This window comes from Paenarthrobacter sp. TA1.8 (genome assembly GCF_048595705.1).
Lineage (GTDB): Bacteria > Actinomycetota > Actinomycetes > Actinomycetales > Micrococcaceae > Arthrobacter > Arthrobacter nitroguajacolicus.
This window is the reverse complement of record NZ_CP184287.1, coordinates 1,129,571-1,143,721: the sequence shown is the minus strand read 5'-3', so window position 1 is coordinate 1,143,721 and position 14,151 is coordinate 1,129,571. Positions and strand designations below refer to the sequence as shown.

14 protein-coding genes and 1 tRNA gene are annotated in these 14,151 nt (G+C 62.7%); 10 read left to right on the top strand and 5 right to left on the bottom strand.

Annotated features, from left to right (window positions below; translation table 11 throughout):
- Window positions 1–4 precede the first annotated feature (4 nt).
- Both pcrA and ACNAOT_RS05530 read right to left on the bottom strand, forming a co-directional pair.
- Window positions 5–2,551, bottom strand: a complete 2,547-nt coding sequence (pcrA, locus tag ACNAOT_RS05535; protein WP_420180325.1) for a DNA helicase PcrA — start codon at window positions 2,549–2,551, stop codon at window positions 5–7.
- A gap of 64 nt (window positions 2,552–2,615) precedes the next feature.
- On the bottom strand, window positions 2,616–3,461 hold the full coding sequence (locus tag ACNAOT_RS05530; protein ID WP_091465751.1) for an inositol monophosphatase family protein: 846 nt from the start codon (window positions 3,459–3,461) through the stop codon (window positions 2,616–2,618).
- 33 nt (window positions 3,462–3,494) lie between these two features.
- Between ACNAOT_RS05530 and ACNAOT_RS05525 the strand changes: the two genes are divergently transcribed.
- Window positions 3,495–4,118, top strand: coding sequence for a hypothetical protein (locus tag ACNAOT_RS05525; RefSeq protein ID WP_420180324.1), 624 nt, complete (start codon window positions 3,495–3,497; stop codon window positions 4,116–4,118).
- A 41-nt stretch (window positions 4,119–4,159) separates the two neighbouring features.
- Window positions 4,160–4,540, top strand: coding sequence for a hypothetical protein (locus tag ACNAOT_RS05520; RefSeq protein WP_420180323.1), 381 nt, complete (start codon window positions 4,160–4,162; stop codon window positions 4,538–4,540).
- On the opposite strand, the gene ACNAOT_RS05515 is transcribed toward ACNAOT_RS05520, so the two are convergent.
- A complete protein-coding gene (locus ACNAOT_RS05515; RefSeq protein ID WP_420180322.1) occupies window positions 4,527–5,312 on the bottom strand; it encodes a DUF998 domain-containing protein in 786 nt (261 codons plus the stop codon). The genes ACNAOT_RS05520 and ACNAOT_RS05515 overlap by 14 nt on opposite strands.
- Before the next feature lie 108 nt (window positions 5,313–5,420).
- Here ACNAOT_RS05515 and ACNAOT_RS05510 point away from each other — a divergent pair.
- From ACNAOT_RS05510 to ACNAOT_RS05500, 3 genes are all read left to right on the top strand, one after another.
- Window positions 5,421–5,493 (top strand) — tRNA-Arg (locus tag ACNAOT_RS05510).
- Window position 5,494: 1 nt separating this feature from the next.
- Window positions 5,495–5,953 carry a DUF6314 family protein gene (locus ACNAOT_RS05505; protein WP_420180321.1) on the top strand — a complete coding sequence of 153 codons (459 nt, stop codon included), beginning with the start codon at window positions 5,495–5,497 and terminating at the stop codon, window positions 5,951–5,953.
- Window positions 5,950–6,363, top strand: coding sequence for an NUDIX hydrolase (locus tag ACNAOT_RS05500; protein ID WP_420180320.1), 414 nt, complete (start codon window positions 5,950–5,952; stop codon window positions 6,361–6,363). Before ACNAOT_RS05505 ends, ACNAOT_RS05500 begins: the two co-directional genes overlap by 4 nt.
- Window positions 6,364–6,420: 57 nt before the next feature.
- Here the strand turns inward: ACNAOT_RS05500 and ACNAOT_RS05495 are convergent, their stop codons facing one another.
- Together ACNAOT_RS05495 and ACNAOT_RS05490 are read right to left on the bottom strand one after the other, a co-directional pair.
- Window positions 6,421–8,334 carry an ABC transporter ATP-binding protein gene (locus ACNAOT_RS05495; protein ID WP_178994290.1) on the bottom strand — a complete coding sequence of 638 codons (1,914 nt, stop codon included), beginning with the start codon at window positions 8,332–8,334 and terminating at the stop codon, window positions 6,421–6,423.
- 3 nt (window positions 8,335–8,337) lie between these two features.
- Entirely contained in the window at window positions 8,338–9,999 is a 1,662-nt protein-coding gene (locus ACNAOT_RS05490; RefSeq protein ID WP_420180319.1) for an ABC-F family ATP-binding cassette domain-containing protein, read from the bottom strand.
- 208 nt (window positions 10,000–10,207) lie between these two features.
- On the opposite strand from ACNAOT_RS05490, the gene ACNAOT_RS05485 reads away from it, so the two are divergent.
- From ACNAOT_RS05485 to ACNAOT_RS05465, 5 genes are all read left to right on the top strand, one after another.
- The gene (locus ACNAOT_RS05485; protein ID WP_091465742.1) at window positions 10,208–10,930 is read left to right on the top strand and encodes a hypothetical protein; all 723 of its coding nucleotides are present in this window, start codon (window positions 10,208–10,210) and stop codon (window positions 10,928–10,930) included.
- Window positions 10,927–11,634, top strand: coding sequence for a hypothetical protein (locus tag ACNAOT_RS05480; protein WP_420180318.1), 708 nt, complete (start codon window positions 10,927–10,929; stop codon window positions 11,632–11,634). The genes ACNAOT_RS05485 and ACNAOT_RS05480 overlap by 4 nt, the downstream gene beginning before the upstream one ends.
- 230 nt (window positions 11,635–11,864) lie before the next feature.
- Window positions 11,865–12,680, top strand: a complete 816-nt coding sequence (locus tag ACNAOT_RS05475; RefSeq protein WP_420180317.1) for an amino acid ABC transporter substrate-binding protein — start codon at window positions 11,865–11,867, stop codon at window positions 12,678–12,680.
- On the top strand, window positions 12,681–13,340 hold the full coding sequence (locus ACNAOT_RS05470; RefSeq protein ID WP_011773765.1) for an amino acid ABC transporter permease: 660 nt from the start codon (window positions 12,681–12,683) through the stop codon (window positions 13,338–13,340).
- On the top strand, window positions 13,327–14,133 hold the full coding sequence (locus ACNAOT_RS05465) for an amino acid ABC transporter ATP-binding protein (RefSeq protein ID WP_420180316.1): 807 nt from the start codon (window positions 13,327–13,329) through the stop codon (window positions 14,131–14,133). The genes ACNAOT_RS05470 and ACNAOT_RS05465 overlap by 14 nt, the downstream gene beginning before the upstream one ends.
- The last annotated feature ends 18 nt before the right edge of the window (window positions 14,134–14,151 follow it).

Sequence of the window (14,151 nt, the reverse complement as noted above, 5' to 3'; positions counted from 1 at the left end):
CGTGTCATGCATCGAGTTTGGTCAGGGGTGCATACCGCAATAGCAGCCGCTTCTCGCCGACGTCGAACTTCACCTTCGCAACCGTTTTGTCCCCCGCGCCTTCGATGCCCAGCACCACGCCGTTGCCGAAGCTCGTGTGGTTGACTTTGTCTCCCACCACAACCGAAATGACTTCCTTTTGCGGCTGGACCCTGTTGCGTACGACGGCGGCAGGGACGTCGGCGTCGAACCCAGCGGTTGGGCTTGCGGCAGCACCGCGGGACGTGCCCGCACCCCAGAATGAACCACCGTACCGGTTGGACCCGATGGGGGCGCTGCCCCAGCCGCCTGCGGCCTGGCGGCTCATTCCCTCGCGCTTCCACTCCACCAGCTCGGAAGGGATCTCTTCCAGGAACTGGCTGGCGGGGTTGTACTGGCTCTGGCCCCACATGCTGCGGACCTCCGAGCGAGTGACGTAGAGACGCTTGCGCGCCCTGGTGAGGCCCACATAGGCCAGGCGCCGTTCCTCCGCGAGTTCCTTAGGATCCGTGGCGGAGCGCTGGTGCGGGAAGATGCCGTGCTCCATACCGGTGAGGAACACCACCGGGAACTCCAGGCCCTTGGCGGTGTGCAGCGTCATGAGCGTGACAACGCCCATTCGCTTGGCCTCCGCGACGGCGGCATCGATGTCCGCCCCCGGCGCATCCGGGATCTGGTCGGCATCGGCCACCAGTGAGACCTGCTCCAGGAATTCGCCGAGCGAACCATCCGGGTTGTCGCGCTCGTATTCCCGGACCACAGCCACCAGTTCGGCGAGGTTCTCCACGCGGGATTCATCTTGGGGATCGTTGCTGGCGCGCAGCCCCGCCAAGTAGCCGGTCTGTTCGAGTACGGCTTCCAAGGCAGCGGCAGCACCAGAGCCGGAGGCTACCTCGGCAAGGTCATCGAGCAGCTTCACGAAGCCCAGGACGGCATTAACGGAGCGGGTGGCCATGCCTGGCGCTTGGTCAGCACGGCGCGCAGCGGCCATGAACGAGGTGCGTTCACGTTCGGCCAAGGCAGCCACGGCTCCCTCAGCACGATCACCGATCCCGCGTTTGGGTTCGTTCAGTACCCGGCGAAGGTTGACGTCGTCGTCCGGGTTCACCAGGACGCGAAGGTACGCCAGGGCATCCTTGATCTCCTTGCGCTCGTAGAAGCGCGTTCCACCAACAACCTTGTACGGAAGTCCCACCCGAACCAGGACGTCTTCAATGGAGCGGGACTGTGCATTGGTGCGGTAGAAAATAGCGACGTCACCAGGACGCAAGCCGTCCTCATCCTGCAGCCGGTCAATTTCCTTGGCGATGAACTGGGCTTCGTCGTGTTCGTTCTCACCCACGTAGCCAATGATTTTCTCGCCGTCACCTTCCGCGGTCCACAAACGCTTTTCCTGGCGGTTGGGATTACGGGAGATGACCGAATTGGCGGCGCTGAGGATGTTCTGCGTGGAGCGGTAATTTTGCTCCAGTTTGATGGTGCGGGCGTTGGGGTAGTCGTGTTCAAACTCCACAATGTTGCGGATGTCCGCGCCACGGAAAGCATAAATGGACTGATCGGAATCGCCCACCACAGTAAGTTCGCTCGGTGCCACGTCCGTGTCTGTTCCCAAGCCGACGATTTCCCTGACCAGCGCGTACTGCGCGTGGTTGGTGTCCTGGTACTCGTCCACCAACACGTGCCGGAAGCGGCGCCGGTAGGATTCCGCGAGCGCAGGGAAGGCCCGGAACATGTACACGGTTTCGGCGATGAGGTCATCGAAGTCCATCGCGTTGGCTTGCCGGAGACGCTGCGTGTAGCCCTTGAAAACCTCGGCTACAGCCTGTTCGAAGGGGTCGTTGTGGTTTGCCGAAGAGACGTAGGAGTCGGCATCAATGAGCTCGTTCTTGAGCGCCGAAATCTTGTGCTGGATGGCCTTCGGCGCGAACTTCTTCGGATCCAGGTCCAGGTTCTTTGCCACGAGTGTGATCAGACGCAGGGAATCAGCGGAGTCGTAGATGGAGAAGTTCGAATTCAGCCCGACGTTCGCAGCTTCCCGGCGCAGGATTCGCACGCAGGACGAGTGGAACGTGGAAATCCACATGCCCTTTGCCCGGGCGCCGACCAGGGCTTCGATGCGTTCCCGCATTTCGGCTGCTGCCTTGTTGGTGAAGGTGATGGCCAGGATTTCGCCGTGATGCGCCCGCTTAGTGGCTATGAGGTAGGCGATCCGGTTACTCAGGACGCGCGTCTTCCCCGAGCCTGCACCCGCGACGATCAGCAAGGGGCTTCCGGCGTGCTTCACGGCCTCTTCCTGCTGCGGATTCAGTCCTTGGAGGAGCGCCTCAGCGGTCGGCAACCCGTGGGCGCCCTGGTTGCCCCATCCCCCTTGGGCAGGTGCTTGGGGAGCGTTCCCTGACCCGCCCGTTCCTTCCTGGAGGCGCGGCCCGGAGGCGCCACCGCCGGAATGGGAAAGTTCCGGGGCAGCCTTGACTGCGGCTTTGGTGCCAGCTTTGAAGGGTCCGTCTGCGTAGGGGTCAAACAACATATCCATGGTGCCTACCAGTCTAGGCGGTGCCCCTGACACTATAAGGCGACGCGGTCAGCAGCGGCTGATGCTAGGCAAATTGGGGAACAGAGGTGAGGGCGGCGCTCAACTCGCGCACCGCCGTCGGGCCTCCCGCCACGAACCAATTCAATCCGTTGACCTGCACGACGGCGGTGTCCCCGCCGGCAGCGCGGACGATCGCCTTGCCGGGGAGCCAGTCCCATTCGGGGCAGCTGTGTTGGAACCAGCAGCCGAGCTCCCCGTCAGCCACCCGGCCGAGGTCGCAGGAGCCGGAACCGAACATGCGCAGCGACGCCGCGGAGACCGCGGCTGCGTGCCATGGCATGGCCGCGCGGGGGTCTGCGAGCCAAGTGGGGTGAATGTACGTGGCTGCGGAGATTTGGCCAACGGGGAGGTCGCCCGAACCGGTGATCGCCTCGCCGTTCAGGGTGGCCGGACGTTCCGCCCCTCCCAGCCAGAGCTTATCCAGTTCGGGTTGGTAGATGGCCCCCAGCAACACCTCGGGATCGGCAACCGGGTTGCCGCCATGGTCCGAATCGTCACGCTTGAGGGCGATGGCCGAGCACCAGTATGTGGACCCGTGGAGGAAGTTGTAGGTGCCGTCAACGGGGTCGATCACCCAGGTCCGGCCGCTCGTCCCCGCCACCGAGGCACCCTCCTCGCCGAGGATGCCGTCTTCCGGACGGCAGCGCCGCAACTGTTCAAGAACATAAGCCTCGGCTGCGTGATCGGCTGCAGTGACGACGTCGGATACTGACGTCTTGCGTTCGCCCTGCAGTCCCCCCATCCGCATGAGCAGCGCCAGCTGGCCCGCCTCGCGGACCAGTGCGCTGGCCAGTTGGTAGTCATCCAGTGAAGGATCGAGTTCAGTTGCTGTGTGCCTGCCGGTGGTCATGGATCCAGCTTATGTGGCGGAATAATGGATGACATGGCCAAGACACCAGCCCAGCGCGTCAAGAAGCACGGAGCAAAGGCAGTGGTTCCCGATCACTCGCTACCGCCTGTGATCAACACCACCACGCAGCGCACCCCACAAAAGGCGCAGAGCAACTCCAAACTCATTGTGATCGCGGGTGTCGTGGCCAGCCTGTTCCTGTTCTGGTACCTGCACTTGCTCACCCTGAACCAGATGACGCAGCTCTCGGGTGGCCTGGCGATGCCGGATTCCCTGACTGGCGGCTTCTCACAGGATTACATCGTTCAACTTAGAGAGGCCATGGATGACTCGGCGCGCGGCCAGCTCAACTACGTCCACAAGACTGCCGGCACCCTGTTTCCGCTGATCTTCGGCTTCAGTTGGCTCCTGCTGATCGGCACCAATGTGGCGCGAAAGTCGTGGCGTTGGGCAATGTGGGCCGCTCCCCTGCTGTTCGCCGTGGCCCACCTGTGGTCCAACGTCGCCATCGATTCCGTGCTGGCCATGGAAACGCCCGACGCCGGTTCGGTGGCGTTGGCCTCAGCTGTCACCGTCGCGTCGTGGGTGCTGTTCCTGATCAGTCTCCTGTGCGGCGTGCTGGCAGTGTTCCTGGGCAGGAAGAGCCCCAAGCAGTGAGCTTCCGAAGGTTTTTCAAACCCGCCGTTTCAGCTTTAACCATGGGCCTGCTCATCTTGGGCGCCTCCGCCTGCGGGCTCGGGGGCCCGTCCAAAGCTGAGCGCCTGGGCAAGGACCTGGAGGCAGCCGCGTTGTCGGTACCCGGGGTTGAATCCGCCAAGCTCAACGTCAACATGAACACGTCCGGAAATTTCATCACCGTCAAGTTGGTCGGAAGCAGCCACGACGCGGACGTCCTCGCTGACGTGCTCGGGAACGCGCTTCCGCCCATGCTCGAAGAAACTGAAGAGCTACAGTCAGGTACGTTCGGGATCAGTATCTTCTCACCGGACGATGCCGTGTCCGCCAGCGCGCGGGATCTGGGCTACCCGGGCGGTTCCTCCCTCAACAGCTTCCGCGAATACTTCCTCAGCGTGCCCTGAGTACTTTCCGTTCCGTGTGGACACGCTGGGCAATCACCAAACCGGCCGCTGCCAGGCCGATGGTCACCGGGTAGCCCATGAACCGCTCCAGCAAACCCGGCTGGGGCACCTCCATCCCGGTGATGGCGCCGATGACCAAGGCACCAATACAGACGAGCCCGCAGGCAGCGAGGAACCAACTGATCGGGGTTTGACGGAACCACAGGACGCCCAACAGGAGCAGTGCAAAACCTCCCCCAATGAAGAACATCAGTGCGCCCGCAAAGTGCCAGGGCGATCCGAGGTCTTCGGGAACCAGTCCCACCAGGACCGTTCCCACTCCGGCGACACCGGTGAGGATCCGGATGGCGACAGCCAGGATCCAGGGCACGGTCAGGACCCGCGTTTGGGGAGAATCGTCCGCAACAGCTCGAAATCGTCGTGCCGTTACTCCGGGCCGCGCGGCCACACACAGCAACCCTGCCGTCAGAAACAACGCACCGAGGACCAGCGCCAGGCCTTGAACCACGAACGAGGCATTCATCAGCCAGTGCAGAGGCGAGCAGACGGCTCTGTCCTCGTAGATCCCGCAGGAAATTGCTCCGAGGTCACTAATGAATCCGGTGGCCCTGCTGTAGGGCTCGGGCCCTGCCCAGGCCTCGATCACGGCGGCCTCGGCCACGAAGTATTGGACCACGCTCAGCTGCGCCCACCCTCCGATGTTCGCCCTGATGCCACGGGTATCCGGAAGGAACGATACAGCTGGCGCCGGTGCAGTCGCGTGCCCTTTCATGAACGCCAGCCTAACGGTGTTCGGGCAGCGTCCCCGCAGCTTGTATGCTTGTAGTCGTGTCCGGGCCCTCGAGCTCCAGCAGTGGGATTAAGAGCCATGGACACACAGGCCCTCGTAGCTCAGTGGATAGAGCACGGCTCTCCTAAAGCCGGTGTCGTTGGTTCGATTCCAATCGAGGGCACTTGAACCACCAGCAGCCCACCCAGGACCTGCAGGCCTACTTGGCCGGCAGCTGGGTTGTGGAGCGCACCCTCCTGGACCGGACGTCCGGCACCAACGGAACCTTTACCGGCGTCGTGCGCTATACCCGGAACCCCGACGGCGGCCTGGACTACCGCGAAGACGGAACCATGCACTGGCCTAACCATTCGGGTCCGGCATTCCGCGAGTACCTCCTGAAACCGGGTTCCGGGCCGGAGTCGATGGACGTGTTTTTCCCCGACGGCAGGCCCTTCCATGTGATGAGTTTCTCCGAACAGGGCAACCAGGATAAGCACTGGTGCGACCCCGACGACTACCGGGTCAGCTACCTCTGGGAGGGTCCTGACTCGTTCAGCTTCACGTGGGATGTCCAAGGGCCCGCCAAGAACCTGCTGCTTGAATCGCACTTGGTCCGGATCGACGCCGGGAGGCAATCATGAGTACATCCGGCACGGACCTGATCGTCGTAAGCGCCGTCTGCGTCTACAACAACGAAGGCCAGCTCCTGACCGTCCGCAAGCGTGGCACTGAGAAGTTCATGCACCCCGGTGGCAAACCAGAGTCCGGTGAAACCGCCGCGGAGGCCGCTTCCCGTGAACTCCTGGAAGAAGTCGGCATCGACGTGGCACCGAACCGCCTCGAGCCGCTCGGCGTGTGGCTGGCTGTGGCGGCCAACGAGGCAGCAACGAACATCGAAGCCACCGTTTTTACTGCGCCCGGAACGTGGGAGGCGCACCCCTCGGCGGAGATCGCCGAGATCCGCTGGCTGGACCTCGACGCGCCTCTTCCCACGGATTTGGCCCCGCTGCTCACCGACCACGTACTTCCAGCGCTCACCCCGCCCAAGTAGGTCGCAGTTAAGGCCGTTTTGACAGCTCAGAACGGCTTCAACTGCGACCTACATGGGTTACAGCTCCGGGACCGCTTCCTGGGCCACCGCCGTGGCTTCGGCGAACTGGGTTTGATACAGCTCGGCGTATCGTCCATCTGCCGCCAGCAGCTCGGTATGTGTGCCACGCTCCACGATCCTGCCGTCCTCAACCACCAGAATGGCGTCAGCAGCACGGATGGTGGACAGCCGGTGGGCAATCACGACGGCGGTGCGCCCCTCGAGTGCCTCGCCCAAGGCCGCCTGGACGGCGGCTTCGTTGGTGGAGTCCAAGGCAGCGGTTGCTTCGTCGAGGATCACAACACGAGGTTGCTTGATCAGCAAGCGGGCGATGGTGAGCCGTTGGCGTTCACCACCGGAGAGCCGGTAGCCGCGCTCCCCCACCACGGTTTCCAGGCCATCAGGCAAGGACCGGATCATCGGCTCCAAACGTGCGCGCCGGAGCACATCCCACATGTCGGCTTCCGTAGCGTCCGGCCGGGCGAGGCGCAGGTTGGACGCGATGGTTTCGTGGAAGAGATGACCGTCCTGGGTCACCATGCCCATGGTGTCCCGCAAGGAATCGAAACTGAGATCGCGGACGTCCACGCCTGTTCCGGGCTTTTGGCCGCCAAGGCGCACTGTGCCGGAGTCGACGTCGTACAAGCGCGAGAGCAGCTGGGCCACCGTGGACTTTCCGGCACCGGAGGAACCCACCAGGGCAACGGTCTGCCCCGGTTCCACCCGGAAGCTGACTCCGTGCAGAACTTCCTCGCCTCCACGGGTATCCAGGGTGGCGACGTCCTCAAGGGAAGCCAGTGACACCTTCTCGGCGGAAGGGTAGGAGAAGCGTACGTCGTCGAATTCCACAGCCACAGGTCCCGCCGGAACAGTGACGGCGTCCGGCTTCTCGGTGATCAGCGGCTTAAGGTCCAGAATTTCGAAGACCCGCTCAAAGCTGACCAAAGCACTCATGATTTCCACGCGGGCATTGGACAGCGCCGTCAGCGGAGCGTAGAGCCGGGTGAGGAGGAGAGCGAGAACCACCACGTCACCGGGTGCCAGCTGCCCGCCAATTGCCAGCCAACCGCCCAGGCCATAAACCAAGGCCAAAGCCAGTGCCGACACCAAGGTCAAGGCCGTGACAAACGTGAACTGCAGCATGGCAGTCCGGATCCCAATGTCCCGGACCCGGCCGGCCCGCTCAGCGAACTCACGGGATTCCTCGTCCGGGCGGCCGAACAACTTCACCAGCGTGGCGCCCGGCGCGGAGAACCTCTCCGTCATCTGCGTGCCCATGGCAGCGTTATGAGCGGCAGCTTCGCGGCGGAGGTCCGCCAGTTTGGAGCCCATCCGCCGCGCCGGAATCAGGAAGATCGGCAGCAACACCATGGCAAGCACGGTCACCAGCCAAGAAGTATTGAGCATGACCACAAGTGTCAGGACCAGAGCCACCACATTGCTGACCACGCCGGACAGCGTGCCGGCGAAGGCGGACTGAGCTCCGATGACGTCGTTATTCAGTCGGCTGACAAGGGCACCGGTTCGGGTTCGGGTGAAGAACGCAATGGGCATGCGCTGCACATGATCGAACACGCGCGTGCGGAGGTCCACAATGACACCCTCGCCAATGATGGAAGACAGCCAGCGGGTCACCAAGCCCACGCCCGCCTCGCCAACAGCGACTATGGCGATCAGGACAGCCAACCAGATCACCGTACCCACACCGGCGTTGGCGATGATGGCATCGACCACCTGACCGGCCAACACCGGAGTAGCGACCGCCAGGAAAGCACCCGCGATGGAGGCGATCACAAAGGCAACCAGCTTGCCCTTATGCGGCGCGGCAAAAGCCATGACCCGCTTCAGGGTTTCCTTGGAGAACGGCTTCGAGCCGCTCTTGGCGGTAGTGATGTTGTACAGCGAGCTCCAGGCCACGCGGTCCATGCTCATGGGTTACTTCTCCTGGCTTGGGGTGTGGTGGAGTTCTTGCACTTGTCCATTTTCCAGATGCCAGCGCGAATCGAGCCTGACGTTCTCCAGCAGCCGGCGATCGTGCGTGACCAGCAGGAGCGCGCCTTCATAACTTTCCAGCGCCTCCTCCAGCTGCTCGATGGCTGGAAGATCCAAATGGTTGGTGGGCTCGTCCAGCACCAGCAGGTTCACGCCACGGGCCTGCAGCAACGCAAGCGCAGCACGGGTCCGCTCCCCCGGAGACAACGAATCCACTGTGCGGGAGGTGTGATCCGCCCTGAGCCCGAACTTTGCCAAGAGAGTACGCACATCCGCGCTGTTCCAGTCCACCAGCACAGCTTCAACAGCGTCGCCAAGCTGCCGCCCGCCGTCGAGCAGTCCGCGCGCCTGGTCAATTTCGCCAATGGCCACGGACGCGCCCATGGAGGCGTCGCCGTCGTCCGGCTCCTGCGTCCCCAACAACAGGCGCAAAAGCGTTGACTTCCCGGCCCCGTTCGGTCCGGTGATGCCTATGCGCTCGCCGCCGTTGAGCTGGAGGTTCACTGGACCCAGCGTGAAGTCACCTTGGCGGGCGACGACGTTGCGCAAGGTGGCGACGACGGCACTTGAGCGGGGCGCCTGGCCGATGCTGAACTGCAGTTGCCATTCCTTGCGCGGTTCCTCCACCTCGGTGAGCCTCGCGATACGGGACTCCATTTGGCGGACTTTCTGGGCCTGTTTCTCCGACGATTCGCTGCTCGCGGCGCGACGGATCTTGTCATTATCCGGGTTTTTCTTCATGGCGTTCCGGACGCCTTGGGAGCTCCACTCACGCTGGGTGCGTGCACGGGAGACGAGGTCGGCCTTGGTGTTCGCAAACTCTTCGTAACGTTCCCGGGCATGGCGTTTGGCCACGGCGCGCTCTTCGAGGAACGCTTCGTAGCCACCGTCGTATACAGCCACGGAGTTCTGGGCGAGGTCCAGTTCCACCACGGTAGTGACGCAGCGGGCCAGGAATTCGCGGTCGTGCGACACCAGGACCACGCCACCCCGGAGGCCTTGGACGAAGGCCTCAAGCCGGGCGAGTCCGTCAAGGTCGAGGTCGTTGGTGGGTTCGTCCAGGAGGACCACGTCAAAGCGGCTGAGCAGCAAGGCTGCCAAAGCCACGCGCGCAGCCTGACCACCGGAAAGGCCCGTCATGAGGGCGTCGGCGCCAAGCTCCAAGCCGAGGTCGGCGAGGACAGCGGGAACCCGGTCCTCCAGGTCCGCGGCGCCGGAGGCCATCCACCGGTCAAAAGCCAAAGAGTAGGCGTCATCTGCGCCGGGAGCCCCCGAGCCGAGAGCTTCGGCGGTGGATTCCATGTCGCTTGTTGCCTGGGCACAGCCAGTACGTCGCGCAATATATGCCGCGATCGTTTCGTCAGCGGTACGCTCGTGTTCCTGCGGCAACCAGCCTACGAAAGCGTCCGAAGGCGCCAGGTTGACGCTCCCTGCCTGGGGCTGGTCAACGCCGGCGAGAATGCGCAGCAGCGTGGACTTACCGGCACCGTTCGCGCCCACCACACCCACTACATCGCCTGGCGCGACGGTTAGGGACAGGTCCGAAAAAAGTGTGCGATGGCCATGACCACCGGCAAGATCCTTGGCCACCAAAGTTGCAGTCATTGTCTATCCTCCAGCAAGGGAACGCAGAAATTCAGGCCGCGATTCCCGCGGGCATGGAAAAACCCGCTGGTCCGGACTTGGGGGGTGTACGGACCAGCGGGTTCAATCATCAAGCATAATTCAATGTGGCTTCGGCGTAAAATCGTTTCGTACTCCCACTTACGGCTTACGCAGCCTTGCCCTCGCGGCCCGTCCAGGAAAGTCCCACATGCCCTTACCGTCCAAGGCGTTCCAGCGCTGGCTTCATGGCATTGCGCCCGATGCCAGCACTGCTGACGTCTGCAGGATCGCCGGCATCAAGCGAACAACACTGGCCCAGCAGCTGGTACGCGGCAAGGTTGCCGAGTCCACTTTGGTGAGCATCAGCCGCGGCTTCCACATCAATCCCGTGCAAGCCCTGTCCACTTTCGATCTATACGCCGAGCTTCGAGGCGACCCCGTCCCGCCCACGCCCTGCGAACTGGTCAGCCAAGTCGCCACCATCGATCTGCTGCGTGCAGTGGTGGACCGGAATGAGCCCGGTACAGCCCCCGCTCCGCGTCTTTCTGAACCACCGCACCCCACCTCAGTGCGTAACTGGGTGGACGCGATCGACGACGGCGAGTTGCGGCACCGGGTCAGCGACGCCACCGGGATTGCGCCACAGAACTTCTCCGCCCATCTGACCGCAAACAGGCTTCCGCCGGAGTTGGCCATCGCAACATCGCGCGCGGCCGGGGTTGGGCCTGCGGGAGGTTTGGTGGCCGGCGGGCTGATCACTGAGGCTGAAGCAGGGTGGCCGGCCAATGCCCGCCAGGAAGCGCTGGACAAGTTGTCGCAGGGACGATTGGTGACGTTGGCCGGAGAACGGCTTTTGGCGCTCGGTAAGACACTGCGCCGGCAGGAACAAGACCACGAACGAACTGAACGAATTTGGGAGAACCTCGGATGACGGCTGTCCTACCTTGGGTCACGCTGGCAGTGTGCCTGGCGATTACCCTCGCCCGGGTTCCGAGCGCCTTGCGCGGGGAGAACCGTGAGGTTTTCTATATTTTCTCGCTGATCTCGTTGAGTATCCTCATCAGCATCGAGGCACCCTATTTGGTCATTGACGGCTGGCTCGGCGGGATGAATATCGGCAACCTGATCCTGCGGTTCCTGCTGTACGGCACGTTCTTCTTCATGGGCATCAAGATCGCCACCGCTTTCGGCTCAGCCTCAGCCGTGCGCGCCATCCGTGGACCCGTCGGGATCACCGCCGCGGCAATCGTTGGTGCACTGACTATCTACTTCTTCGTCATCACGGACACGCAAGGATCCTCGGCGGGGATGAGCGGACTGAAATGGGGGCCCTCCCTGGATGGATACGCGGCGATGGGCCGCTTGTATCCGGGGTTCGTGGCGGCCTGCCTGGTACCTGCCATCTGGCGCACCGTAGCGAGCACCGCCCCCATACTGTTGCGGGTGGCCTCGGGGTTCCTGCTGTTGGGACTTTCTTTACTCCTGTCGTCCCAACTCTTTCCCCTCATTCCATTTTCGGAGGCCTGGTTGCGGGTACTCATCAACTATTCGGCCGCCCTGTTCACATGCCTCGGACTCGCTGGAATTTGGTTCTCCAAGTCATTTGCGCGGCGAAAGCAACGTCTCTCGGCGTAAGACTTTCACAAAACCATTAGATCGTGGCACAATCATGAATGTGTGAACGCGGCTTGCAGCCTGACACCGGAATCAGAGAACGGGTTTCCGGTGGATGTGGCGCCCACGTGATCACAATTGGGGGGATGAGTGGTGGCGGGCTGTTGGGGACCGCCCCCACTCAGCCTTTTTAACGGCCCTTTCGCAAGCCGCCCGCCAAGCCTTGCCCAAGCGGTGACTAAGATGGCTCCATGAACAGCCTTCGCTCCCGCCGCTCTGTCCTCGCAGCCGCACTGGCCTCGGCCGCCCTTGCACTTTCTGCATGCGGTGGAGGATCGGCACCCGCCCAATCCGGTGGGGACACATCACTTTCAGACGTGAAATCCAAGGGCGAGCTCGTCATCGCCACCGAAGGTACCTACCGTCCCTTCAGCTTCCATGCTGACGGAGCCGGGGAGCTCACTGGGTTCGACGTCGAAATCGCCCAGGCCGTGGCAGGGAAACTTGGCGTGAAGGCTACCTTCCAGGAAACGCAGTTCGACGGCATCTTTGCCGGGCTCGAATCCAAGCGGTTCGACACCATCGCCAACCAGATCTCCATCAATGATGAGCGCAAGGCCAAATACGAGTTCTCCACGCCGTACACCATCTCCACCGGCGTAGTGGTCACCAAAGCGGACAACAGCAGCATCAACAGCTTCGCAGACCTCAAGGGCAAAACCACCGCCCAGTCACTGACCAGCAACTTCTACAAGATGGCAGTTGAAGCCGGCGCCAACGTCCAGGCAGTAGAAGGCTGGGCGCAGTCCGCCACCCTGGTGCAACAAGGACGCGTGGATGCCACGGTTAACGACAAACTCACGTACTTGGACTACGCCAAGAACACCCCCGACTCCGGTCTGAAGGTCGCCGCCGAAGCACCGGAGAAGACCGAGAGCGCCATGGTCTTCCGCAAAGGGTCTACGGAACTCACGGCCGCAGTGGACAAGGCTCTCGCTGATCTCCAAGCCGATGGCACCTTGGCCAAGATTTCGGAAAAGTACTTCGGCGCGGACGTCACCAAATAGATGAACTGGGACCTCATCTGGAGTTCCTTCGGTCCACTCATCACCGGCGCCGTCACGGGGACCATTCCGCTGACCCTCGCATCCTTCGCCTTCGGCTTGGTGCTCGCGCTGGTGGTTGCCCTGATGCGCCTGAGCCCAAACTGGCTGCTCTCGGGCATCGGCCGCTTCTACGTCTCGGTGATCCGCGGTACTCCGCTGCTGGTGCAGCTCTTTGTCATCTTCTTCGGCTTGCCCAGCATCGGCATCCGGCTTGATCCCTGGCCAAGCGCCATCATTGCCTTCTCCCTGAACGTGGGCGGGTACGCAGCCGAGATCATCCGTGCTGCAATCCTCTCCGTGCCGAAGGGCCAATGGGAAGCCGGCCACACTATCGGAATGTCCCGTCCGCAGGCCCTGGTGCGCATCATCCTGCCGCAGGCAGCACGGGTGTCCGTTCCTCCCTTGTCCAACACCTTCATTTCCCTGGTGAAAGACACGTCCCTCGCCTCGCTCATCCTGGTTACTGAACTGTTCCGCAACGCACAGCAGATCGCCGCATTCAGCCAGGAGTTCATGGCCCTTTACCTGCAGGCAGCCCTGGTTTATTGGGTCATTTGCCTGGTTCTTTCCACTGCGCAATCCGCCGTGGAAAAGAGATTGGACCGCTATGTCGCTCACTAACGAACCCGCCCGGCAGCCGCGCGTCACGTCGGTCCTGAAGGCACGGAGCCTTGCCAAAGCCTTCGGAAGCAACGTGGTCCTGCGCGATATCGACATCGATATCCAGCGCGGCCAGGTGGTGGCCCTGATCGGGCCTTCGGGCTCCGGCAAGACCACGGTCCTGCGTTCGCTCAACGGGCTGGAAATTCCCGACGCCGGCACGGTCACCTTTGGAAGCGGCGACTCCTCAGCTGAGCTCGCCATCGACTTCGGCGCCAAAGTGGGGAAGAAGGAAGTGGCTGCGCTCCGCGACCGGAGCGCAATGGTCTTCCAGCACTACAACCTTTTCCCCCACATGACCGTGCTGAAGAACATCATCGAAGGCCCCGTCCAGGTCCAAAAACGGCCCCGCGCCGAGGCAATTGCCGAGGCCGAACGCCTGCTGGAACGAGTTGGTCTTGCCGACAAGCGGGACGCCTACCCTTTTGAGCTCTCAGGCGGCCAGCAGCAGCGCGTGGGAATCGTCCGGGCGTTGGCACTCAAGCCTCAACTGCTCCTGTTTGACGAGCCCACGTCCGCACTGGACCCCGAACTTGTGGGGGACGTCCTGGGTGTCATCAAAGAACTCGCCGAAGAGGGCTGGACCATGGTGATCGTGACCCATGAGCTCGCCTTTGCCCAGCATGTGGCGGACGAGGTAATTTTCATGGACGGCGGCGTCGTAGTGGAACGGGGGCCGGCAGCCGAGGTATTGCGGGCACCGCGCCAAGAACGGACCAAGCTCTTCGTCAAGCGGCTGCAGCACGACGTCTAAAGCGGTTTACAGATATGG

Excerpts from the sequence above, each read along its gene's own strand:
- pcrA (WP_420180325.1), bottom strand. The coding sequence starts at position 2,551 with ATGGATATGTTGTTTGACCCCTACGCAGACGGACCCTTCAAAGCTGGC.
- ACNAOT_RS05530 (WP_091465751.1), bottom strand. The coding sequence starts at position 3,461 with ATGACCACCGGCAGGCACACAGCAACTGAACTCGATCCTTCACTGGAT.
- ACNAOT_RS05525 (WP_420180324.1), top strand. The coding sequence starts at position 3,495 with ATGGCCAAGACACCAGCCCAGCGCGTCAAGAAGCACGGAGCAAAGGCA.
- ACNAOT_RS05520 (WP_420180323.1), top strand. The coding sequence starts at position 4,160 with ATGGGCCTGCTCATCTTGGGCGCCTCCGCCTGCGGGCTCGGGGGCCCG.
- ACNAOT_RS05515 (WP_420180322.1), bottom strand. The coding sequence starts at position 5,312 with ATGAAAGGGCACGCGACTGCACCGGCGCCAGCTGTATCGTTCCTTCCG.
- ACNAOT_RS05500 (WP_420180320.1), top strand. The coding sequence starts at position 5,950 with ATGAGTACATCCGGCACGGACCTGATCGTCGTAAGCGCCGTCTGCGTC.
- ACNAOT_RS05495 (WP_178994290.1), bottom strand. The coding sequence starts at position 8,334 with ATGAGCATGGACCGCGTGGCCTGGAGCTCGCTGTACAACATCACTACC.
- ACNAOT_RS05490 (WP_420180319.1), bottom strand. The coding sequence starts at position 9,999 with ATGACTGCAACTTTGGTGGCCAAGGATCTTGCCGGTGGTCATGGCCAT.
- ACNAOT_RS05485 (WP_091465742.1), top strand. The coding sequence starts at position 10,208 with ATGCCCTTACCGTCCAAGGCGTTCCAGCGCTGGCTTCATGGCATTGCG.
- ACNAOT_RS05480 (WP_420180318.1), top strand. The coding sequence starts at position 10,927 with ATGACGGCTGTCCTACCTTGGGTCACGCTGGCAGTGTGCCTGGCGATT.
- ACNAOT_RS05475 (WP_420180317.1), top strand. The coding sequence starts at position 11,865 with ATGAACAGCCTTCGCTCCCGCCGCTCTGTCCTCGCAGCCGCACTGGCC.
- ACNAOT_RS05470 (WP_011773765.1), top strand. The coding sequence starts at position 12,681 with ATGAACTGGGACCTCATCTGGAGTTCCTTCGGTCCACTCATCACCGGC.
- ACNAOT_RS05465 (WP_420180316.1), top strand. The coding sequence starts at position 13,327 with ATGTCGCTCACTAACGAACCCGCCCGGCAGCCGCGCGTCACGTCGGTC.